21 protein-coding genes and 1 pseudogene are annotated in these 21,589 nt (G+C 53.8%); 4 read left to right on the forward strand and 18 right to left on the reverse strand.

All coding sequences use genetic code 11. The annotated features are described in order from the left end of the window. Positions 1-265 precede the first annotated feature (265 nt). Positions 266-555: pseudogene (locus GF617_RS11325) on the forward strand (hypothetical protein); the annotation flags it as partial. A gap of 61 nt (positions 556-616) precedes the next feature. On the opposite strand, the gene gntU reads toward GF617_RS11325, so the two are convergent. The 5 genes from gntU to GF617_RS11350 form a co-directional block, all read right to left on the reverse strand. Next, entirely contained in the window at positions 617-1,957 is a 1,341-nt protein-coding gene (gntU, locus tag GF617_RS11330) for a gluconate transporter (RefSeq protein ID WP_181621186.1), read from the reverse strand. A gap of 3 nt (positions 1,958-1,960) precedes the next feature. Next, entirely contained in the window at positions 1,961-2,488 is a 528-nt protein-coding gene (gene gntK, locus GF617_RS11335) for a gluconokinase (protein WP_181621187.1), read from the reverse strand. Between the two features lie 126 nt (positions 2,489-2,614). Next, positions 2,615-3,610: a gluconate operon transcriptional repressor GntR gene (gntR, locus tag GF617_RS11340; protein WP_181621188.1), complete on the reverse strand. Its 996-nt coding sequence runs from the start codon at positions 3,608-3,610 to the stop codon at positions 2,615-2,617. Positions 3,611-3,710: 100 nt separating this feature from the next. After that, positions 3,711-4,406 carry a pirin family protein gene (locus GF617_RS11345; RefSeq protein WP_203451698.1) on the reverse strand — a complete coding sequence of 232 codons (696 nt, stop codon included), beginning with the start codon at positions 4,404-4,406 and terminating at the stop codon, positions 3,711-3,713. Positions 4,407-4,529: 123 nt separating this feature from the next. Further along, entirely contained in the window at positions 4,530-5,567 is a 1,038-nt protein-coding gene (locus GF617_RS11350; protein WP_203451699.1) for an oxidoreductase, read from the reverse strand. Positions 5,568-5,975: 408 nt separating this feature from the next. Here GF617_RS11350 and yhhY point away from each other — a divergent pair, with 408 nt between their 5' ends. Then, positions 5,976-6,467 (forward strand): N-acetyltransferase, encoded by a 492-nt coding sequence (gene yhhY, locus GF617_RS11355; protein ID WP_181621192.1) that lies wholly within the window; start codon positions 5,976-5,978, stop codon positions 6,465-6,467. A 47-nt stretch (positions 6,468-6,514) separates the two neighbouring features. Here yhhY and ggt read toward each other — a convergent pair whose 3' ends face one another. After that, a complete protein-coding gene (gene ggt, locus GF617_RS11360) occupies positions 6,515-8,260 on the reverse strand; it encodes a gamma-glutamyltransferase (protein ID WP_203451700.1) in 1,746 nt (581 codons plus the stop codon). A 123-nt stretch (positions 8,261-8,383) separates the two neighbouring features. Here ggt and GF617_RS11365 point away from each other — a divergent pair, with 123 nt between their 5' ends. Beyond that, the gene (locus tag GF617_RS11365) at positions 8,384-8,764 is read left to right on the forward strand and encodes a DUF2756 family protein (protein WP_181621194.1); all 381 of its coding nucleotides are present in this window, start codon (positions 8,384-8,386) and stop codon (positions 8,762-8,764) included. Here the strand turns inward: GF617_RS11365 and ugpQ are convergent. From ugpQ to livK, 11 genes are all read right to left on the reverse strand, one after another. Beyond that, positions 8,745-9,494, reverse strand: coding sequence for a glycerophosphodiester phosphodiesterase (gene ugpQ, locus GF617_RS11370; protein ID WP_203451701.1), 750 nt, complete (start codon positions 9,492-9,494; stop codon positions 8,745-8,747). The two genes, GF617_RS11365 and ugpQ, sit on opposite strands and share 20 nt — an antisense overlap. Continuing rightward, entirely contained in the window at positions 9,491-10,561 is a 1,071-nt protein-coding gene (locus GF617_RS11375; protein WP_203451702.1) for a sn-glycerol-3-phosphate import ATP-binding protein UgpC, read from the reverse strand. The genes ugpQ and GF617_RS11375 overlap by 4 nt, the downstream gene beginning before the upstream one ends. Before the next feature lie 263 nt (positions 10,562-10,824). Then, positions 10,825-11,670: a sn-glycerol-3-phosphate ABC transporter permease UgpE gene (gene ugpE, locus GF617_RS11380; protein ID WP_181621197.1), complete on the reverse strand. Its 846-nt coding sequence runs from the start codon at positions 11,668-11,670 to the stop codon at positions 10,825-10,827. Further along, complete coding sequence (gene ugpA / locus GF617_RS11385) at positions 11,667-12,554, reverse strand: sn-glycerol-3-phosphate ABC transporter permease UgpA (protein ID WP_181621199.1); 888 nt, start codon at positions 12,552-12,554, stop codon at positions 11,667-11,669. The genes ugpE and ugpA overlap by 4 nt, the downstream gene beginning before the upstream one ends. Before the next feature lie 114 nt (positions 12,555-12,668). Beyond that, a complete protein-coding gene (ugpB, locus tag GF617_RS11390; RefSeq protein WP_181621200.1) occupies positions 12,669-13,985 on the reverse strand; it encodes a sn-glycerol-3-phosphate ABC transporter substrate-binding protein UgpB in 1,317 nt (438 codons plus the stop codon). Between the two features lie 189 nt (positions 13,986-14,174). After that, positions 14,175-14,444 carry a hypothetical protein gene (locus GF617_RS11395; RefSeq protein ID WP_181621201.1) on the reverse strand — a complete coding sequence of 90 codons (270 nt, stop codon included), beginning with the start codon at positions 14,442-14,444 and terminating at the stop codon, positions 14,175-14,177. 88 nt (positions 14,445-14,532) lie between these two features. Next, complete coding sequence (gene livF / locus GF617_RS11400; RefSeq protein ID WP_181621203.1) at positions 14,533-15,246, reverse strand: high-affinity branched-chain amino acid ABC transporter ATP-binding protein LivF; 714 nt, start codon at positions 15,244-15,246, stop codon at positions 14,533-14,535. A 1-nt stretch (position 15,247) separates the two neighbouring features. Next, on the reverse strand, positions 15,248-16,015 hold the full coding sequence (gene livG, locus GF617_RS11405) for a high-affinity branched-chain amino acid ABC transporter ATP-binding protein LivG (RefSeq protein WP_181621204.1): 768 nt from the start codon (positions 16,013-16,015) through the stop codon (positions 15,248-15,250). After that, positions 16,012-17,289, reverse strand: coding sequence for a branched chain amino acid ABC transporter permease LivM (livM, locus tag GF617_RS11410; protein ID WP_014072159.1), 1,278 nt, complete (start codon positions 17,287-17,289; stop codon positions 16,012-16,014). The genes livG and livM overlap by 4 nt, the downstream gene beginning before the upstream one ends. Then, the gene (livH, locus tag GF617_RS11415) at positions 17,286-18,212 is read right to left on the reverse strand and encodes a high-affinity branched-chain amino acid ABC transporter permease LivH (RefSeq protein ID WP_040078237.1); all 927 of its coding nucleotides are present in this window, start codon (positions 18,210-18,212) and stop codon (positions 17,286-17,288) included. The genes livM and livH overlap by 4 nt, the downstream gene beginning before the upstream one ends. Positions 18,213-18,259: 47 nt before the next feature. Continuing rightward, positions 18,260-19,369 carry a high-affinity branched-chain amino acid ABC transporter substrate-binding protein LivK gene (gene livK, locus GF617_RS11420; protein ID WP_181621205.1) on the reverse strand — a complete coding sequence of 370 codons (1,110 nt, stop codon included), beginning with the start codon at positions 19,367-19,369 and terminating at the stop codon, positions 18,260-18,262. A 424-nt stretch (positions 19,370-19,793) separates the two neighbouring features. On the opposite strand from livK, the gene panM reads away from it, so the two are divergent. Further along, positions 19,794-20,177 carry an aspartate 1-decarboxylase autocleavage activator PanM gene (gene panM / locus GF617_RS11425; protein ID WP_181621206.1) on the forward strand — a complete coding sequence of 128 codons (384 nt, stop codon included), beginning with the start codon at positions 19,794-19,796 and terminating at the stop codon, positions 20,175-20,177. A gap of 96 nt (positions 20,178-20,273) precedes the next feature. On the opposite strand, the gene livJ is transcribed toward panM, so the two are convergent. Next, positions 20,274-21,374, reverse strand: coding sequence for a branched chain amino acid ABC transporter substrate-binding protein LivJ (livJ, locus tag GF617_RS11430; protein WP_181621207.1), 1,101 nt, complete (start codon positions 21,372-21,374; stop codon positions 20,274-20,276). Between the last annotated feature and the right edge of the window lie 215 nt (positions 21,375-21,589).

Below are 21,589 nucleotides of genomic sequence, written 5' to 3' on the forward strand. Positions count from 1 at the left end.
GCTGGAGTGAGTGCATCAGCCCTCTCGCCCCCATGAAGAGTGGGTTAGGGTGAGGGCTCATGCAGCTTCAGTGGTTATTCTGTTCACCTTACGTTTCATGCTTCTCTTTCACCACCATAACCCGTGAACGTGCGAGGGTGGCTCAATCGCCACCCCCCTGGCAACCCGGGCTCCCGGCGGTAAATCACCGCTTCGCGATGTCTTCGGCTAATCCTTCCGGCTTATCGGGGACGGGCGGAGGTAACATCCCCGCCCTCCAGGCGCATCCATGTGCCTCGCCCTGCTCCAGCCAACGCTTCTGGACCCCATTCCTGAGCATTTGAAAGCAAGCCTGACAGTGGATGATCTGCCGCTGGATGTGCCTGTTTTGCGCCGAAAAGTGATCAACCGGGACGGTATTGCCAGCGGTTAACACAACTGCTGTTGAGTCGTGCGTTGTCAGGAAGTGAAAAAAGAGTCGCAGGAGATGTGTTGCAGGATTTAGTGGGGTTTTATAGTGATACGCTGAAAGCGCCGCGTGGGTTGCGAACTGATGAGGGTATTGTGCTGCTGTAAAAAAGCCAGGACGGCGCTAACGCTCTCACCCTCTCCCGGCGGGAGAGGGTGAAAAACGAGGTTAACTCAGCAGCGTAAACGCAATCATCCCGACAATTGCCCCTGTCGTGCCAAGGATAGTTTCCATCAGCGTCCAGGTTTTCAGGGTTTGCGCTTCGGTTGCACCGGTAAATTTACCGAACAGCCAGAAGCCTGCGTCGTTTACGTGTGACACCACAATCGAGCCGCCCGCGATACAGATAGACAGTGCCGCCATCTGTGCGCCGGAGTAGTTCAGTTGTTCAATCACCGGCATCACCAGACCCACGGCAGTTAAACACGCCACGGTCGCGGAGCCCTGAATGATACGCACCGCCGCCGCCAGCACGAAGCAGGTCACGGCAATGGGAAGACCCATCCCGGTCAGTGCTTCACCCAGTGCCGGGCCGACGCCGGAATCCACCAGCACCTGCTTGAACACGCCGCCTGCGCCGATTACCAGCAGAATAATACCTGCCGGTTGCAGTGCAGCACCACAGATCTCCATAACACGGTCTTTCGGCATGCCCTGGCGCATCGCCAGACCATAAATCGCCACCAGACAAGCGACCAGGATCGCAGTGAATGGATGGCCGATAAATTCGAACCATTCGTAAGCCGTAGACCCTACAGGAACAAAGCGTGCAGCGATGGTTTTCAACCCGACCAGCACCAGCGGCAGCAGGATCAGCGACAGGCTGAAGCCGAAGGACGGCATTTTGCCTTCGCCAAGGTGCGGCTCGGTGATGTCATCCGGAATATGCAGCTCAACGTAACGGCTGATGAAGTTGCCCCACAGCGGACCCGCAATGATCATCCCTGGAATGGCTGCGCACAGACCAATCAGGATCATCCAGCCAAAATCAGCGTGCATCTGAGACGCCAGCAGCATCGGCGCAGGCCCCGGCAACAGAAACGCCGCCGCCGCCGCAACACCCGCGAACAGCGGAATCACCAGCTTCACAAGGTTTGTACCGGTGTGACGCGCCATTGAGAAGGCTACGCTAATCAGCAGCACAACCGCCACTTCGAAGAACAGCGGCAGCGCACAAATCAGGCCGGCCAGACCAATAGCATAATGCGCACGGCTGTGCCCGAACGATTTGAGCATCTTGACGGCAATCTGGTCGACGGCCCCCGTCTCATGCAAAATCTTGCCAAACATCGCACCCAGCGCAACGACAATCGCCAGGAAACCCAGCGTGCCGCCCATCCCCTTTTCCATGGTCGCGGCGATCTTATCGAGCGGCATACCGGAAAAGAGACCTGCACCAATAGAAACCACCATCAAAGCAACGAAAGCGTGCATACGCGCTTTCATGACTAAAAACAGCAGCAGCAAAACAGAGCCGACTGCCGTTAAAACTAACGTTAATGTAGTCAAAACTTACTGCCTTTTGTTAATAAGCTCGATGGTGCTTGCCACAACACCGTCCAGCGGCTGATCGATATTCACAATCAGTACATCGCGTTCATCTGCGCCCGGCTCTTCCAGCGTTTCGAACTGCGTTACCAGCATCTGGGTTTTGAAGAAGTGGCCTTTACGCGCTTTCAGGCGGCTTTCAATAACCTCGAAATCGCCTTTCATGTAGATAAAGGAGAGATTTGGATTGCCTTCGCGCAGCAGGTCGCGGTAGCTCTTTTTCAGTGCAGAGCAGACAATCAGCGACACTTTGTTCGTGCGCTGCATAGCAAATGCGGCGTCATTCAGCGCCTGCAACCACGGTTTGCGATCGTCATCGTTCAGCGGCTCGCCGGAAGACATTTTAACGATATTGCTGCGCGGATGGAGGAAGTCACCATCAAGGAATGCAGCCTGAAGTTGATGCGCCACTTCGCTAGCCACGGCAGATTTACCGCTACCGGAAACGCCCATCAGGACGTAAACGTGGTGATCATGATTAGTCGTGCTCAAAGGGTGGCCCTCAGTCAATTGTTACGGGTAACAGTTATCGGTAACATTGTCCTGCCGGGGCAAAAGAGAAGCAATATCCAAACGTGCGAGAAATGAATAAGTGTGAGCTACTTCAAATTTGTCAGCTTAAATTGATCCACCCGGTGACAAGGTGAAACCTAAATCTAACATTTTCGGCGTAACCACTTCACCACGAATGCGTGCCAGCAGGCGTTCCGCACCAATACGCCCCATGCGTTCACGCGGCGTCAGGACGCTCGCCAAACGGGGCTCCATCACCTGGCCGATGTCATGGCCGTGGAAACCGGCAATCGCCATATCGTCCGGGATTTTCAGCCCCAGACGCTGACATTCGAACGCCGCACCCACCGCAAGGTCATCGTTGGTACAGAAGATGCCATCAAGCTGCGGATACTCGCGGCGCGCCTGGCGCATCAGCTCAATCCCGGACGTGTAAGAAGACGATTGCTCGACCATCACGCTGTATGGAATGAGGTTTGCGTCGAGCATCGCCTGCTCGTAGCCCTTCTGTTTGATGATAGTACGTTCATCAAGACGTGCGCCCAGATATGCGATATGCCGATGTCCGCGCGCGATGATCGCCGCCGTCATCTGACGTGCCGCGTCAAAGTTATCAAACCCGACGGCAATATCGAGGCAAGGAGACTGGCTGTCCATCAGCTCAACCACCGGAATACCGGCGACTTCAATCATCTTCAGGGTTCGGGGAGTGTGAGTACGTTCGGTTAAAATCAGCCCGTCGATGTTCCAGGAAAGCATGGATTCCAGACGTTCTTCTTCCAGATCCGGTTTGTACCCATAGTGCGCAAGCATTGTCTGGTAACCGAACGCATCCGTCACGCTTTCGATACCGCGCAACACTTCGGCAAAAACCTGGTTGGTTAAGGAAGGGAGCAGGACACCTACCGCGCGGCTGGTTGCATTCGAGAGAATATCGGGGGCGCGGTTGGGGATATAACCCAGTTCATCGAGAGCAGCAGCAATCTTGCCACGCAATGCCACGGAAACCTGTTCCGGGTTACGTAGAAAACGGCTGACCGTCATTTTGGTCACGCCGACGCGATCGGCTACATCCTGAAGTACGGGGCGTTTCTTTTTCATCGTCCTGAGAAATCTTGAGTTTGCGATTTTCTCAGTTTATCACGGACAAAGCCCATCCTTCCCCTGTCAAAAGGAAGGATGGGCATTTATTTATGATTAATTACACCGGCGGCAGGTCGAACAGCAGGATTTCACTTTCGCTGTCAGCATGAACGGACAGTGCCTGTTCATCCCAAATCGCCAGACCATCACTGGTGCTCGCTTTCGTACCGTTGATGGTCACGTCGCCTTTCACCACCTGGATCCACACACGGCGGTTTGCGGCGATCTGATGTACTGACTGTTCGTTTTTCGCCAGCGCCCAGCGGAAAAGCTCCATATCCTGATACACTTTCAGCGAGCCATCACGCGCGTCCGGAGACAACACCAGCTGTTTACCTTGCAGGGCGTCGAAGCGGCGTTGCTCATAACGTGGCGTGATGCCGATTTCTTCTGGAATGATCCAGATTTGGTACAGATGCAGTTTTTCCGTTTTGCTTGGGTTGTATTCGGAGTGACGAATCCCTGTACCTGCACTCATGATCTGGAATTCACCCGCCGGAACCTGCTCTTTATTGCCCATGCTGTCCTGGTGCTCAACCGCCCCTTCCAGAACATAGGTCAGGATTTCCATATCTTTGTGCGGGTGAGTCCCGAAGCCCTGGCCTGCATCAATCACGTCGTCGTTAATAACCCGCAGTGCAGAGAAGCCCATGAAATTCGGGTCGTAGTAATCGGCAAACGAGAATGAATGCCATGAGTCCAGCCAGCCATGATTCGCGTGACCACGTTCGTTTGCTTTGCGTAAGTAGATCATTGTTTTCATCCCCAGTTCGTTTTGATGGACTCAGTGTGGACGCAAACCGCCAGGGATGATAGAGGGTGAAAATTGACTCCTCTGTTCAAAAATTATGAACAAGCCAGCAGGAGTCTTTTTTACCTATCTGGCGAGGGTTACCGTGGCAGGAGAAGCCTGTTCAAAGGCACGTTCAAGGATTTCAAGATTGGTCAGAACTTCAGTTTCCTTGACGTAATTTGCCGTACCCTGGCTTATCGTTTCAAACAGCGCATCGTAAATGAAGCCATAGTCACCGGTTTCAGGCTTTAGCGCCTCTTTGACTGTGATGCCTTCGGCATTCACATACTCCAGCACGCCAACGGAATCATCCGCCGCAAAACCAGGCTCGCCCGGCATAATATTAGCCTTCAGGCTGGTTTCCTGCTGGTCGATACCGTATTTGATAAACGAGCCTTTCGTTCCGTGGACGATAAATTTTGGGTAATCCATTTTCACCAGATGGCTGGTTTTGACGATGGCTTTCAGGTCGCCATAAAACAGCTGCGCCTCGAAGGTATCATCCGGGTTGGCTTTGTTGCGCAAGCTGCGGATGTCATAGGCAACATGATCCGGGCGACCAAACAGGGAGATGATCTGGTCCATGGTGTGGACACCCAGGCCATAAAACGCGCCATCCTGCGGCAGGCCAGGTTTCGTTTCCGCCACCGGGCGGTAGTAATCGAAGTGGCTTTCGATTTCGACAATCTCGCCAAGTTTGCCGCTCTCAATGGCCTTTTTCGCCGTCAGGAAGCAGCTGTCAAAGCGACGGTTTTGATATGGCGTTACGGTCAACCCTTTGCTTTTTGCCAACGCAAACAACGTTTTTGCCTCAGCCAGGGTTGGCGTGAACGGCTTTTCCACCAACACGTTTTTACCGGCCTCCAGCGCGCGTTTTGCGTAGTCAAAATGGCTGTCCGCGTGGGTACAAACCACCACCAGCTTGACCTGGGGATCGTTGAGTACCTCGTCGAGATCGCTGGTGAAATGAATGTGAGAGTATTGCGGGGATTGCTCTTCAGGCTTCGCACTGCGGCGGTAGATATGCGCGACGTGCCAGCTGTCTTTGCGGTTGAGAACATACGGCAGGTGGTAGCGGGTGGTGCTTTTACCAAATCCAATAAATGCGCAATGTAATGTCATGACTCAGTCCTTTTGAAAGGTTACTGCGTCTTACCATAGCGCAATACCTCTGCTCGCGCATCGGCCGTCGACGTCGCAGGCAGTCTGCTCACGGCAAGCGCGCAGCAACCGGAGCGTACATAGAGTGCGTGAGGATTGCGAGCACTTCCCGGAGGCAAAATGGCAAGTAAGCCAGGCTGAAACAAAAACCCCAAAAAAAAAGCCAGCTAGAAGCTGGCTAAAGTAATACTGGAAGCAATGTGAGCAATGTCGTGCTTTCAGGTTCCCGTAGTGGTCTTCCTGAATGCATGACAATAATAATCATTCTCATTCGCACTTGTCCAATACTTTTTGCAAAAAATAGCAGTTGACTCAAATTTTAAAGTCAATGATGTTGGAAGGGATGTTTAACTGACTGAGGATTAAGGAATGAGTGAGATAGTGATACGCCACGCTGAACCGAAAGATGCAGAAGCCTTACGCCAGAACTACATGCATTACGGGGTGTATCACGACACGCTACAACTACCTCATCCTTCTCTCGAAATGTGGCAGGAGCGTCTCATCGTTAAGCCAGGCCAAAAACGCCTGGTCGCCTGCATAGACGATACCGTAGTAGGGGATTTAGCGCTCCAGGTCGAAGCCAGCCCACGGCGTAGCCATGTGGCCACATTTGGTATTAGCGTCGCAGTGCACGCACAGGGGCGCGGTGTGGGCAGCGCGTTAATGCGTGAAATGGTCAACCTGTGTGATAACTGGATGCGTATCGAACGCATTGAATTAACAGTGTTTGCCGATAATCCGCCAGCACTGGCACTGTACCGAAAGTTTGGCTTTGAAATTGAAGGTACGGGAAAGAAATTCGCCCTGCGTAACGGCGAGTATGTGGATGCGTACTATATGGCGCGCATGAAACAGTGACCTGATTGTTCTCCCTCTCTCCCCTTCGGGGAGAGAGGGAGAAATCATTAGTACCCCGCCGTCAAATCATCCACAGAACGCGGATCTGACGCGCCAAACAGCACACCTTCCGGCCCAACCATAATGCTCTGAGTGCTCCCCATCGCCTCTTTGACCACCACTTTCTGTCCGCGTTGCTCCAGCAGTTTTATCGTGTCCGGGCTAAAACCCTTCTCGACGCGCAACTCATCCGGCAGCCACTGATGGTGGAATCGCGGGGCGTTGGTCGCTTCAGCCACATTCATCCCAAAATCGATGCTGTTGACCACCATCTGAAGCACGGTGGTAATAATACGGCTCCCGCCAGGGCTGCCAGTTACCAGCCAGGTTTTGCCATCTTTCACCACGATGGTTGGCGACATGGACGACAGCGGACGCTTCTTCGGCCCAACAGCATTGGCATCGCCCCCCACTAACCCGTAGACGTTGGGCACACCAGGCTTGGCAGAGAAATCATCCATTTCGTTGTTCAGCAGAATACCGCTATTACCCGCCACAATCCCGGTTCCGAAGGTAGTATTCAGCGTATAGGTCACCGCCACGGCGTTACCGTCTTTATCCACCACCGAGAAATGCGTGGTCTGGTTACTTTCATACGGCGCTAATTTGCCTGGGCGGATCTCACTCGATGGCTTAGCCCTGTTGATATCGATCTGATCGGCGATGGATTTGGCATAGGCTTTATTGGTCAGCGCTTGCCACGGCACATTGACGAAATCCGGGTCGCCAAGGTATTCCGAGCGGTCGGCATAGGCCCGTTTCTCTGCCTCCGTCATTACCTGCATCGCATCGGCACTGCCAAAACCAAACTTGTGCATATCGAAGTTTTCAAGAATGTTGAGGATCTGCACGATGTGGATCCCGCCGGAAGACGGCGGCGGCATAGAGAACACCTGATAACCACGATAGCTTCCGCTAATCGGCTCGCGCTCAACCGCTTTGTACTCAGCCAGATCGGCTTTGGTGATGAGCCCGCCGTTCTTTTGCATCTCTTCGGCAATCTGATCGGCAATCGCGCCTTTGTAGAAGGCGTCCGGCCCGTGCTCCGCAATCAGCTCCAGGCTTTTCGCCAGGTTTTTCTGCACCAGCTTGTCGCCCTTTTTCAGCGGCTCGCCGTCTTTCCAGAAGATCGCTTTACTGTTTTCATGATTAGGGATCACTTCGCTGCCATAGGTTTTGAGATCGTCCGCCAACGCGTCGTTCACCACGAAGCCATCACGCGCAAGTTTAATCGCGGGTTGTACCACTTTGTTCAGCGGTAACGTGCCATATTTTTCCAGCGCCAGCGAGAAACCCGCCACTGTGCCTGGTGTTCCGGAAGCCAGATGAGAGGTCAGGGATTTTTTGCTGTCCGGGTTGCCCTGATCATCAAGAAACATATCGCGGGATGCCTGATTCGGCGCCATTTCGCGGAAGTCGATGGCCGTGGTTTTACCGTCTTTGGTGCGCAGCATCATAAAGCCGCCGCCGCCCAGGTTACCGGCCTGCGGGTGTGTTACTGCCAGCGCGTAACCCACCGCCACCGCGGCATCTACCGCGTTCCCACCCTGCCTGAGAATATCCACGCCGACTCGTGTGGCCATCGCATCAACCGATGCCACCATGCCATGCGTCGCCCGCACGGGATGAAACACATCTTCTTCCACGCCGTAGGACACTGGCGGAGCGGCTGGCGGGTTCGCCGCCACGCTAAATGTGCCGCCTGCCATCAGTGCGGCGATCGCTACCCAGCGAAAAAACGTTGGTTTCATCATTATTGTTCTCCAGGTGATGGGATCCATATTCCCCGCTTAATCCTGGTTCACAACTCCTAAAAAATCATCGTTATGGCGGAATCAGGGTAAACTTAAGAGAAGCCTCAAAAGGAGGAGATGACAATGAAACACTTTTTGATTCTTACCGCGCTGCTACCCTTTGCCGCGCTAGCGCAGCCACTCAACACCATGAACAACCCTAACCAGCCAGGCTATGTCATTCCGAGCCAGCAACGTATGCAAACGGAGATGATGAGCCAACAACAGCAGCAAAAAGGAATGCTTAATCAGCAGCTTAAAACGCAGACTCAGCTTCAGCAGCAAAAACTGCAAACGCAGATCAATAACAACACCCAGCGTGTTCAACAAAACCAGCCGCGTGAGCAGGTATTACCGAACAGCAATGGCGGGATGTTAAGTGGCGGGGCAACGCAGAGTAGCGGTCAGCAGCATATGCTGCCGCCGCGTTCGAATGGGGATATGCTTAATAATCCGCAGAATTAAAATTCGGACCTATCACGTCAACCACATCGGTACAGATACTATCGACACCCCAGCGCAGCAGTTCTGCCGCGCGCTGGGGTTTGTTGACGGTATACACCAGAATATGCAGCCCGGCATCCTTCAACATCTTAACCCGAGCTTCGTCCAGCAGTTTGTGATTCAGGTGAATCGACACACAGCCCAGGCGAGTGGTCAGCTCGCGCCAGTCCTCACGCCACTCGTCCAGCAATAACCCGCGCGGCAGTTCCGGTACGGCGGCCTGAGCCGCTTCCAGCGCATCAATTTCAAATGAAGAGAGCAGCGGCGGAGCCATCCCTTCCCACAACTCACGCGCGGCGAGGGCGATAACCTTGCCGGTTAACGGCCCTGTTCCCGTGGTGGGTTTAATTTCGATATTGGCCATCATCCCGTGTTGACGACAGCGATCGGCTACTTCCGCCAGAAGCGGAAGCGGTTCGCCTTTAAATTCGCCGCTGTACCAACTCCCGGCATCGACTTTCAGGAGATCGCGCCACGGTAATTCCCCTGCCACGCCCCAACCGTTGCTGGTCCGTTCGAGGTTATCGTCATGCAGCAGAAAAATTTCGCCATCTTTCGACAGCTTGGCATCACATTCAATCATGGTATGACCGTAACGCGCACCCACGTCAATCGCCGCCAGCGTGTTTTCCGGCGCCAGTTTACCGCCACCACGGTGGGCGACGATGTGGGGGTAAGGCCAGTTACTCATAGTCGTTGTCCTGTTTCACCATCAAATAAGTGCAGATGATTTTCTGGCAGATGCAGCCAGAGCGTACTGCCTGCTTTCGGGCGCTCCTGATGCGCCAGACGCACAACGATCTTTTGTTCGCCCCAGCGTCCATGGGCCAGGTTATCCGCCCCCAGCATCTCCAGCGTGTCCATCACCAGCGGTACACCGCCTTCTGCCTGCGAGCTTAGCGCAATGTGTTCCGGGCGGATACCAAGCGTCATCTTACGCCCGGCATAGCCACGATAGTACCAGTTGATCGGCAATGCCATCCCACTGTCCAGCTCAAAATGGGTTCCTGAGCTGCTGATTCGGCCTTCCAGCAGGTTCATCGCCGGGCTGCCAATAAAGCTCGCCACAAAACGGCTGGCCGGTTTTTCATACACCTCAACCGGCGTCCCAATCTGCTCTGCGATACCTTTGTTCATGACCATCACACGCTGCGCCAGAGTCATGGCTTCCACCTGATCGTGCGTGACGTAAAGTGAAGTGGTATTCAGACGACGATGCAACTGTTGCAGTTCAAGGCGCATCTGTACGCGCAGTTTGGCATCGAGGTTTGAAAGCGGTTCATCAAACAGGAACACGGCCGGATCACGCACAATGGCGCGCCCCATTGCCACGCGCTGACGCTGACCACCAGAGAGTTCACGCGGGCGGCGCTTCAGCAGGCCATCCAGCTCCAGAATGCGCGCGGCTTCTTTCACACGCTCGTCGATATGACCTTTGCCCATACCGTGAATTTTCAGCCCCCAGGCCATGTTCTCTTCCACACTCATGTGCGGATAGAGGGCGTAGTTCTGGAACACCATCGCAATGCCGCGATCTTTGGGTTCCATTTCGGTGACGCGCTGGCGATCAATCCAGATATCGCCGGAGGTCACACGCTCAAGCCCCGCCACCATACGCAATAGCGTCGATTTTCCGCAGCCGGACGGGCCAACCATCACGATAAATTCTCCGTCCGCCACGTCGAGCGTGAGCGGCTGAATGACCTGGGTTTTGCCATCCCAGCTTTTGGTTACTGCCTGAAGTTTCAGTCCTGCCATAGAGGTTGTATCCCTTGATTATTCGTGAACGTCGCTCGCGCCTTGCCCAGGGCAAGGCGCGAGCGACAACGTTTGGTGGGCCCAAATAAAACGCAAGTAACGCGGCACTGGGCAAAAATAGCCCCAGCCCTTTGGGGCGCGTGCCGAAATCGCGTACTCTGCGTTGTTGGATTTGGACATAGGCCCACTATGTCCATCATCCTCCGCCTTGATTACACGATTTCGGCTCAGCACCGACGTCACGAGTAATCAAGGGATACAACCTACTTCTCACTGTCCACTAAACCACGCACAAACGCACGCTGCATGGCTAAAACGATAATGACCGGGGGGATGAGCGTGAGCAGCATCGCCGCCATCACCTGGTTCCAGAGGGTCGTGCCTTCGCCGGTGGCAATCATGCCTTTGATTCCGGCCACCGCAGTCCCCAGATTGACATCCTGAATAATCAACAGCGGCCACAGATACTGGTTCCAGCCGTAGATAAACGTAATCACAAACAGCGCAGCGAGGTTGGTTTTCGACAGCGGCAGCACGATGTCACGGAAAAAACGCATCGGTGATGCACCGTCAATACGTGCCGCTTCAATCAACTCATCCGGCAGGGTCATGAAGAACTGACGAAACAGAAAAGTCGCAGTCGCAGAGGCCATCAACGGCAGGGTTAACCCTGCGTAACTGTCGAGCATCCCGAGGTTAGCGATCACCTCGACCGTCGGGAAGATGCGCACTTCAACGGGCAACATCAGGGTAATAAAGATCATCCAGAAGAACAGGTTACGCAGCGGAAAACGGAACCAGACAATGGCAAACGCGGAGAGCATCGATACCACGATTTTGCCCACCGTGATGCCAAAAGCCATAATGAAACTGTTAAGCATCATCAGCCAGAACGGCGCGCTGTTCACCCCGACGCCCTGCGTCCAGATGGTTTTCATGTTCTCGAAAAGATGTCCACCAGGGATTAAGGTCATCGGCGTGTCAAACACCGCTTTGGTATCCAAAGTCGCCGCCACAAAGGCGACATACAGCGGGAAGAGGATGACGATAATGCCCAGAATCAGCATGGTATGGCTGAAAATCGTCAGCCCCGGACGGTTCTCAATCATTGGTAGCGCACCTTACTTTCAACATAGCGGAACTGAACCACCGTGAGGATGATGACGAGGAACATCAGCACGACGGACTGGGCAGCAGAGGCCGAGAGATCAAGACCCGCAAAGCCTTCACGGTAGATCTTATAAATCAGAGTCGTCGTAGCCTGAACCGGGCCGCCCGCCGTGGCAGCATCGATCACCGGGAAGGTGTCGAAGAAGGCATACACCAGGTTGACCACCAGCAAGAAGAAACTTACCGGGGCAATCAGCGGCAGCGCCAGCTTAAAGAAACGACGAACCGGGCCTGCACCATCAATCGCCGCCGCTTCAACCAGCGATCGTGGGATGGATTGCAGCGCCGCAAAGAAGAACAGGAAGTTGTAGCTGATCTGCTTCCACACCGAGGCAAACACCACCAGGAACATCGCCTGGCCACTGTTCTGCGCGTGGTTCCAGTCATAGCCAAACTCCCCAAGAAAATGGGTAATTAGCCCGCGTCCTGGGTTAAACAGGAAGATCCACAGCACGGCAGCGACCGCAGGTGCAACGGCGTAAGGCAGCAGCATCAGGGTCTGGTAGAGACGGCTGCCGCGCACCACGTAATCCACCAGCGCCGCGAAGAAGAGCGAAGCGACAAGGCCGCTTACCGTCACCAGAGTGCTGAATTTGATTGTCGTCCAGAAGGCGTCGATGTAGTAACTGTCATGCCACAGGGCGGCAAAGTTATCCAGACCGACAAACTGGCTGGAAAGCCCAAACGGATCAACGCTCTGGACTGAGTACCACAGCGCTTCGCCCGCAGGCCAGATAAAGAAGATTACGGTGATGACCAGTTGCGGCGCGACCAGCAGATACGGCAGCCAGCGCGAACGGAACACCGGACGGGATGAGGACATAGATTAGCTCATATTGATTTCCCCTCACCCTAACCCTCCCCCCAAAGGGCGAAGGAACGATTACACCCTCCCCCTTAAGGGAGAGGGCCGGAGTGAGGGGGGGATTAGTTTTAATTAAGACTTCGTTGACTGCTCAAAACGGCGCAGCAGTTGATTACCGCGTTCAACAGCTGAATCCAGTGCTTGTTGTGGCGTTTTCTTACCGGTCCACACGCTTTCCAGCTCCTCATCAACGATGGTACGGATCTGTGGCATGTTGCCCAGACGCAGGCCTTTGGTGAACGGCAATGGTGGCTTGTTCAGCATCTGACGCGTCGCAATATCTGCACCTGGGTTCTTGTCATAGAATCCCTGCTGACGAGTCAGGTCGTAAGCGGCTTTGGTGATCGGCAGGTAGCCGGTTTTCTGATGCCACTCGGCCGCATTTTCAGGTTTTGCCAGGAAGTCCAGAAACTCGGCAACACCTTTATACGTCCCCTGATCTTTGCCCTGCATAACCCACAGACTCGCCCCACCAATGATGGCGTTTTGCGGCGCACCCTTCACATCCGCATCGTATGGCATCATGCCGACACCGTAGTTGAATTTAGCGTAATGACGGATGTCAGCCAGTGAACCGGAGGACGCCGTAGTGATGGCACAGTCACCGTTGTAGAACTTCTCGGTCGATTCATCTTTACGGCCGAAGTAGCTGAAATCGCCTTTCTTGTTCAGCTCTTCCAGCAACGCGATATGTTTCACCTGCTCTGGCTTATTGAACTCCAGAACCGCGTCTGTGCCGTCGAAGCCGTTATTTTTCGTTGCCACTGGCAGCCCATGCCAGGCACTGAAGTTTTCAATCTGGATCCAGCCCTGCCAGCCGCTCGCATAACCGCACTTCATACCTGCCGCTTTCAGCTTCGCGGTGTACGCCGCCAGATCCTGCCAGGTTTTCGGTGGCTGCTCAGGATCTAAACCGGCTTTTTTGAAAGCATCTTTGTTGTAATAAAGCACAGGCGTTGAGCTGTTAAACGGCTGAGACAGCAAGTGGCCCGTTTTGGAATCGGTGTAGTAACCGGAAACGGTCGGTACAAACTGGGATTCATCGAAGTTAATGCCCGCATCTTTGAACACTTCATAGACGGGCTTGATCGCTTTCGACGCCATCATGGTCGCCGTACCCACTTCATAAACCTGTAACAGTGCCGGCGCGTTACCGGTACGGAATGCCGCGATGCCCGCACTCAGGCTCTGCTCATAATTGCCTTTATACACCGGCACAATTTTGTAATCCGGGTGGGTGTCGTTGAAACGCTGCGCCAGGGAGTCAACTTCCTTACCCAACTCCCCTTCCATGGAATGCCAGAATGGAATGGTAGTGACAGCCATTGCGTTCGTCGCAAAAGCCAGACTCAGTGCCAGACCCAAAGCTGTGTGTCGTAACGATGTCATTGTCATCTCTCTTATTGTGCCGGATGCGCGATATCACGCGTTTTATGCTCGCGAGGTAACATGACATGCTCGAATGACAGAAAAATAACTGTTTATTTACAGAATGATGACAGGAAGGCGTCAGAGGGATGGTGGAATGGTGAAGGAAATGTGGCGGCAACATCAACGTCACCGCCAGGAAATATATATTTAGTGCTTGTCCTTACCCCAGGCATATATCGCGCGCTTCTCTCGCCGCTCGCGCTCAGCCTGAATGAGTGATTTCCCGGAATCTAATACCGGACAATCTGGGCCACTTTCCACCTCGCAAGGGACAGTACGCAGAGGTTGCCCCGTCTGCAACTTTTCCTGCCAGATGGTTGGGTCACGGGGATCTCTTTTTTCCGATGACGCGGCCTGAAAGCACACGGCCACCAGCAAGCTCATACCCACAAAACAAATAGCGCCCAAACGAGTCATCCCTGCCCCCTGGTTACAACAAATAATATGAGCCACCGCAGTGATTGCCGACAGAACAGCATAGGCTGGCTCCGCCAGCCTGCCCTGTTTAGCCCCCGAGGTACGCGCTACGCACCGCTTCGTTCGCCAGCAGTGCATCACCGGTATCGGATAGCACCACGTGACCGTTTTCCAGCACGTAGCCGCGGTCAGCCAGTTTCAGCGCCTGGTTGGCGTTTTGCTCAACCAGGAAGATGGTCATCCCCTCTTTACGCAGTTGTTCAATGGTGTCGAAGATCTGCTGGATGATGATCGGCGCAAGGCCCAGTGACGGTTCATCAAGTAACAGCAGACGCGGCTGGCTCATCAGCGCACGCCCAATCGCCAGCATCTGCTGCTCACCACCCGACATCGTACCCGCACGCTGAATACGACGTTCAAACAGACGCGGGAAAAGCTCATACACGCGTTTAATACGGTCCTGATACTGGTCGCGGTCGGCAAAGAAGCCGCCCATCGCCAGGTTCTCTTCTACCGTCATGCGGGAAAACACGCGACGTCCTTCCGGGACAATCGCCACCGCTTCACGCATGATTTTGGCCGTCTGCCAGTCGGTAATGTCTTTACCATCGAATACTATCCGGCCGCTGGTTGCACGCGGGTCGCCGCATAATGTGCCCAGCAGCGTGGTTTTGCCCGCACCGTTAGCACCAATCAGAGTAACGATTTCGCCCTGATTGATATGCAGACTCACGTCATGCAGTGCCTGGATCTTGCCGTAGTGGGCACTTACCTTATCAAACGTTAACATCGCTTTTTCCATCTTATGCCTCACCAAGGTAAGCACGGATCACATCCGGGTTGTTGCGGATCTCTTCCGGCGTTCCGCTCGCCAACGGCGTCCCCTGGTTCACCACATAGATACGGTCCGAAATGCCCATCACCAGCTTCATGTCGTGCTCAATGAGCAGAATAGTGGTGTCGTGATGACTACGCAGTTCAGCAATCAGCTCGTCCAGCTCTTTTGTCTCTTTCGGGTTAAGCCCCGCCGCAGGTTCATCCAGCATCAGAATTTCTGGCTGCGTCACCATGCAACGGATAATCTCCAGACGACGCTGGTCACCATACGCCAGGTTACTTGCCTGGCGGTTGGCATGCGGCAACAGGCCGATACGATCAAGCCAGGTGGCAGCACGATCCAACGCTTCGCTCTGCGCGCGACGGAATGACGGGGTTTTTAACAGACCGGAGAACACGCCGGTTTTGAGCTGCTGGTGTTGCGCCACCAGCAGGTTTTCAATCACCGTCATCTCACGGAACAGACGCACATGCTGGAAAGTACGTACCACACCCATCCGCGCAATCTGTTGACCCGGCAACCCTTCCAGGTGCTGGTCACGTAGCATAATCGTTCCGCCCGTCGGCTTATAGAAACCGGTCAGGCAGTTAAAGACCGTGGTTTTCCCCGCGCCGTTCGGGCCGATCAGGGAGACAATCTCTTTTTTATGCAGATCAAGAGAGACGTTGTTGACCGCCAGCAGGCCGCCAAAACGCATCATCAGGCCGTTAACGGATAATAATGGCTGACTCATGCCTGCTCTCCTTTCGCTTGCCCGTTTTTCAGCTTCAGCTGTGGACGGGTCATCGGCAGCAAGCCCTGCGGACGCCAGATCATCATCAGCACCATCAAACCACCCAGCATCAACATGCTGTATTCGTTAAAGTCACGCATCAGTTCACGCGACACCACCAGCAAGATGGCAGCGAGGATAACGGCAAACTGCGAGCCCATTCCGCCGAGCACCACAATCGCCAGTACAAAGGCCGATTCGGCAAAGGTGAAGGATTCCGGGCTGACAAAGCCCTGACGCGCGGCAAACAGCGTCCCGGCAAAACCGGCAAACGCGGCGCTGATGGTGAACGCAGTCAGCTTGATGCGGGTCGGGTTCAGACCCAGAGAACGACAGGCGATCTCATCTTCACGCAGTGCTTCCCACGCGCGGCCCAGCGGCATGCGCAGCAGACGGTTAATCACAAACAGCGTAATCACCACCAGCAGCAGCGCCACCAGATAGAGCCATATCACACGGTCAGACGGATCGTACTTCACGCCAAAGAAGTTGCTAAAGGTATCCCAGCCACCTTCACGCGCAGAACGGCTGAACTCCAGACCAAAGAAGGTCGGTTTCGGGATCTGGCTGATACCATTCGGGCCACCGGTCACTTCGGTGTTGTTGAGCAGCAAAATACGGACGATTTCACCGAAGCCTAAGGTCACAATCGCCAGATAGTCACCGCGCAGACGCAATACCGGGAAGCCGAGCAGGAAGCCTGCCGCAGCAGAAACCAGCCCCGCCAGCGGCAGGCACGTCCAGAAACCAAGACCGTAATAGTGGTTCAGCAACGCGAAAGTGTAGGCTCCGATGGCGTAAAAGCCGCCGTAGCCGAGCACCAGCAGACCGGACAGGCCTACCACCACGTTCAGACCCAGACCAAGAATCACGTAGATCATGGTCAGGGTGGCGATGTCTACCGTCCCGCGCGACACCACAAATGGCCAGGCAACCGCCGCCACCAACAGAGCAACGAGGAACAGCTTCTGCTTAACGGTGGAGCCATCAATCGCGGGCAGAACAAACTTCGGCCCTGAAACGTTTTTCAGCGTCTTCTGGAATACCGGACGCAAAAGCTGGAACAGGAAGACGACGGCAGTACCAATAAAGACCCACTGCCAGCGGATATCAGCGGCGGTATCCACCACCAGCTTTGTCCCATCAAGCTCTAACTGAACGCCCATAAAGACGCCCGCCAGCACGAAGAACATGGCAGCAGAAAGCAGCGCCATTGCAAAATGCATCGGTTTCATACTTTCTCTACCTCCGGACGACCCAGAATACCGGTAGGCATTACCAGCAGAACCAGAATCAGCAGGGCGAACGACACCACATCTTTATATTCGGTACTCAGATATGCCGAGGAGAGCGCTTCCGCCACGCCCAGAATCAGGCCGCCAATCATTGCCCCTGGAATGCTGCCGATGCCACCCAGAACCGCTGCGGTGAAGGCTTTCATCCCGGCCATAAAGCCGATGTACGGGTTGATTACGCCATAGAACTGACCGAGCAGAACGCCAGCAACTGCCGCCATGGCAGCACCGATGACAAAGGTCAGCGCAATGACGCGGTCGGTATTAATCCCCAGCAGGCTTGCCATTTTGAGGTCTTCTGCACAGGCGCGGCAAGCGCGCCCCATACGGGAGTAGCGGATGAAAATGGTCAACGCCAGCATCGCCAGGAAGGTCACAATCCAGATCACCAACTGCATGGTGGTGATAGAGGCAGAGAAGTTTTCGCTCGCCCCCACAATCCACTGGCCGTTAAACAGGCTTGGCAGGGCGACGTCACGCGAGCCTTCCGTAAGGCTGACGTAGTTTTGCAGGAAAATGGACATCCCGATCGCGGAGATCAAGGCAATCAGACGTTTTGAGCTACGCACCGGGCGATATGCGACACGCTCGATGCTCCAGCCGTAGGCACTGGCAATCACAATTGCCCCTACAAAACCGGCGGCCACCAGTAGCCAGCTACTGTCGATGCCCATCATCATCAGTGCGGCGATGATCATAAAGGAGACATAGCTGCCGATCATATACACCTCGCCGTGGGCGAAGTTGATCATGCCGATAATGCCGTAAACCATCGTATAGCCGATGGCGATCAGCGCATAGGTGCTTCCCAGCGTTACGCCGTTAAACATCTGCTGCAAGAAATAGAGAAACTGCTCGGACATAAGGAAACCTTTTTATACCCGCCCGGTATCACCGGGCGGTGGGATAATTATTTGGCGACCGAGGACGAACCATCGGCGTGCCACTTAAAGACACCAAACTCAAATCCCTTCAGATCGCCTTTCTCATCCCAGTTCAGCGGCCCAATCACGGTGTTCGCCCCGTGTGCTTTTAAATCTTTGACTAAATCCAGCGGCGCTTTGCTGCCGGTGCGATCCATAGCGGTTGCCAGAGACTGCACTGCGGCATAGGTGATCCACACATATGGACCACTCGGATCTTTCTTCTGCGCCTTGAGCGCCTCTACGATAGTCTTATTCGCGGGATCCTGGTCATAGCGTTTTGGCATCGTGACCAGCATGCCTTCTGCTGCATCGCCCGCGATGTTTGACAAGGAGGCATTACCAACCCCTTCAGGCCCCATGAACTGGGTTTTCAGACCAGTAGCGCGCGCCTGGCGCAGCATCTGGCCCATTTCCGGGTAGTAACCACCGTAGTACACGAAGTCGATATTTTCTTTTTGCAGACGGGCAATCAGCGCGGAGAAATCTTTCTCACCTGCGGTAATACCGTCAAAGAAGACAATGTTCGCTCCGCCCTTTTTCAGGCTCTCCTGGACGGAGCGCGCCAGCCCTTCCCCGTACTGCTGTTTGTCATGAATGATGGCAATACGCTGCGGCTTCACGTTTTCGAGAATGTATTTGGCAGCGGTGGGTCCCTGAGAGGAGTCCAGCCCGGCGGTGCGCATGATGTGCTGATAGCCGCGCTGGGTCAGTTCCGGGTTCGTTGCACCTGGAGTGATCATCAGAATGCCTTCGTCTTCATAGATATCCGACGCGGGCTGTGTGGATGAAGAGCAAAGGTGGCCGATGACGTACTGGATGCCATCGTTAACGATTTTGTTGGCAACCGCGACAGCTTGTTTTGGATCGCAGGCGTCGTCATATTCCACGCCAATCAGCTTGTCACCTTTGATACCGCCTTTGGCGTTGATGTCTTTGATCGCCTGACGCGCACCGTTGAACTCCATATCACCCCACTGGGCAACCGGACCGGACATCGCGCCGACTACAGCAACTTTAATATCTTCCGCCATGGCCGCATGCGAAATCGACAGTGCAACCATCCCCGCGATTAACGTCTTCGCGTTCCTTTTCATCTCTGAATCCCCACTCGTGATGTGATGTATATATTTTGTTTTATTATGGTTAAAAAGCATTCTGTACTTTTAATGAACAACGCTATTTTTACCAGTGCCTTTAATGGTTTAGCGCAGTTTTTTGTCAAAAACCAGACTAAAATCTCTATTTTTCAGGCTATTAAGCAAAGATAATATTCTGAAATCTTACAGAGATAAACAAATAAAAGTAGGTTTTACAGCATAAAATAACGGTACAAAGCGCCGAATAAATCACTACCATTTAGGTTAAAATCCTGCTTATTTTTCGATCCATATGTTTTCGAACTGCGCATTGAGTCGTCAAAAAACTAATCACCTGGTAAATGGGTATAAAAAGAGAAAGCCTCTGGCAGAATAAATTGAGTACACTGCCCATACTCTTTTTGATTTGGACAAGCAGCTAATGAAACTGACCATCATCCGTCTGGTGACCTTTAGCGACCAGGATCATATCGACCTGGGCAAAATCTGGCCGGAATACTCCCCTTCGTCGCTGATCGTCGACGACACGCACCGAATTTATGCCGCACGCTTTAACGAGCGTCTGCTCGCTGCCGTTCGCGTGACGCTGAGCGGTACGCAAGGGGCGCTTGACTCACTGCGTGTGCGTGACGTGACCCGCCGTCGCGGTGTGGGGCAATATTTGATTGAAGAGGTGATCCGCGAAAATCCGAGCGTAAGTGCCTGGTGGATGGCCGACGTAGGCGTGGAAGATTGTGATGTGATGGCGGCGTTTATGCAGGCGTTAGGATTTACGGCGCTGGAGAATGGCTGGGAAAAGCATTAGGGTTGATTTGTGCGGCCTGATGCCCTCACCCCGACCCTCTCCCACGGGGAGAGGGTGCAAACACTAAAATGGCAACCTTACGGTTGCCATTTGTGTTTATTTGGCGTCGGTCGCCGTACCGTTAGCGTGCCAGTCAAACACACCGAACTCGAAGCCTTTCAGATCGCCCTTCTCATCCCAGGACAACGGCCCCATAACGGTTTCAACAGAGTTCGCCTTCAGGTATTTAGCGATTTCAGCCGGATCGGCTGACTGATTCAGACCTGCTTGCAGAGACTGCAGCGCAGCATAAGTGGTCCACACGAATGCACCGCTTGGATCCTGTTTCTTCGCCTTGATGGCATCTACGATAGGTTTGTTCGCAGGAACCTGGTCGTAGTTCTTAGGCTTGGTGACCAGCAGGCCTTCAGCAGATTCACCGGCAATATTAGACAAGGAGACGTTCGCAACACCTTCTGGCCCCATGAACTGGGTTTTCAGACCAGCTGCACGCGCCTGGCGCAGGATCTGACCCATTTCAGGGTGGTAGCCACCGTAGTAAACGAAATCGATATTCTCTTTCTTCAGACGAGCAACCAGCGTGGAGAAGTCTTTCTCACCAGCAGTGATACCGTCAAAGAACACCACGTCAGCATTGGCTTTTTTGAGGTTGTCCTGTACGGAACGTGCCAGACCTTCACCATACTGCTGTTTATCGTGAATGATGGCGATGCGTTTCGGTTTCACTTTTTCGACGATGTATTTGGCTGCCGTTGGGCCCTGGTCAGAGTCCAGGCCTGTCGTACGCAGGATCAATTTATAGCCGCGCGCCGTCAGCTCTGGTGCAGTTGCTGCCGGGGTGATCATCAGAATGCCTTCGTCTTCGTAGATGTCAGACGCTGGCTGAGTGGACGAGGAACACAGGTGACCGATAACGTATTTGATCCCGTCATTGACCACTTTGTTCGCCACGGCGACCGCTTGTTTAGGGTCACAGGCATCATCATATTTTACGATCTGCAGTTTTTCGCCCTTGATCCCGCCCTTGGCATTAATATCTGCAACCGCTTGTTCTGCGCCAGTAAACTCCTGATCGCCATACTGTGCTACCGGACCAGACATTGCCCCAACAACAGCCACTTTGATATCGGCCTGAGCCATGGTGCTGAATGCCAACGCGATACATCCTGCCAGTAACGCTTTACCCTTCATATTCATCCTGAGAATCCCCATTGTGATGGTTTTTGCAATTGTTGTGATGTTGTTGTTCAGTACATTATTTTTCTTATAGGTATAAGAAAAGCATATGATAGTTATGTTTTGGCGTGCCACCCGGACAAAAGCAGCATACTCTGCTAAAACATACCCCATTTTTATGAATTTGGAATAGCTAATTTGAAATGTATCTATGGTAAGCCCGGCATGCATTCGAT

The organism is Lelliottia sp. RWM.1 (assembly GCF_016859735.1).
In the GTDB taxonomy this organism is placed as follows: domain Bacteria; phylum Pseudomonadota; class Gammaproteobacteria; order Enterobacterales; family Enterobacteriaceae; genus Enterobacter.

Excerpts from the sequence above, each read along its gene's own strand:
- GF617_RS11375 (WP_203451702.1), bottom strand. The coding sequence starts at position 10,561 with ATGGCAGGACTGAAACTTCAGGCAGTAACCAAAAGCTGGGATGGCAAA.
- ugpA (WP_181621199.1), bottom strand. The coding sequence starts at position 12,554 with ATGTCCTCATCCCGTCCGGTGTTCCGTTCGCGCTGGCTGCCGTATCTG.
- GF617_RS11365 (WP_181621194.1), top strand. The coding sequence starts at position 8,384 with ATGAAACACTTTTTGATTCTTACCGCGCTGCTACCCTTTGCCGCGCTA.
- livG (WP_181621204.1), bottom strand. The coding sequence starts at position 16,015 with ATGAGTCAGCCATTATTATCCGTTAACGGCCTGATGATGCGTTTTGGC.
- ugpQ (WP_203451701.1), bottom strand. The coding sequence starts at position 9,494 with ATGAGTAACTGGCCTTACCCCCACATCGTCGCCCACCGTGGTGGCGGT.
- GF617_RS11350 (WP_203451699.1), bottom strand. The coding sequence starts at position 5,567 with ATGACATTACATTGCGCATTTATTGGATTTGGTAAAAGCACCACCCGC.
- GF617_RS11345 (WP_203451698.1), bottom strand. The coding sequence starts at position 4,406 with ATGATCTACTTACGCAAAGCAAACGAACGTGGTCACGCGAATCATGGC.
- yhhY (WP_181621192.1), top strand. The coding sequence starts at position 5,976 with ATGAGTGAGATAGTGATACGCCACGCTGAACCGAAAGATGCAGAAGCC.
- ugpB (WP_181621200.1), bottom strand. The coding sequence starts at position 13,985 with ATGACATCGTTACGACACACAGCTTTGGGTCTGGCACTGAGTCTGGCT.
- livK (WP_181621205.1), bottom strand. The coding sequence starts at position 19,369 with ATGAAAAGGAACGCGAAGACGTTAATCGCGGGGATGGTTGCACTGTCG.
- ugpE (WP_181621197.1), bottom strand. The coding sequence starts at position 11,670 with ATGATTGAGAACCGTCCGGGGCTGACGATTTTCAGCCATACCATGCTG.
- livM (WP_014072159.1), bottom strand. The coding sequence starts at position 17,289 with ATGAAACCGATGCATTTTGCAATGGCGCTGCTTTCTGCTGCCATGTTC.
- ggt (WP_203451700.1), bottom strand. The coding sequence starts at position 8,260 with ATGATGAAACCAACGTTTTTTCGCTGGGTAGCGATCGCCGCACTGATG.
- gntR (WP_181621188.1), bottom strand. The coding sequence starts at position 3,610 with ATGAAAAAGAAACGCCCCGTACTTCAGGATGTAGCCGATCGCGTCGGC.
- livF (WP_181621203.1), bottom strand. The coding sequence starts at position 15,246 with ATGGAAAAAGCGATGTTAACGTTTGATAAGGTAAGTGCCCACTACGGC.
- panM (WP_181621206.1), top strand. The coding sequence starts at position 19,794 with ATGAAACTGACCATCATCCGTCTGGTGACCTTTAGCGACCAGGATCAT.
- livJ (WP_181621207.1), bottom strand. The coding sequence starts at position 21,374 with ATGAATATGAAGGGTAAAGCGTTACTGGCAGGATGTATCGCGTTGGCA.
- GF617_RS11395 (WP_181621201.1), bottom strand. The coding sequence starts at position 14,444 with ATGACTCGTTTGGGCGCTATTTGTTTTGTGGGTATGAGCTTGCTGGTG.
- livH (WP_040078237.1), bottom strand. The coding sequence starts at position 18,212 with ATGTCCGAGCAGTTTCTCTATTTCTTGCAGCAGATGTTTAACGGCGTA.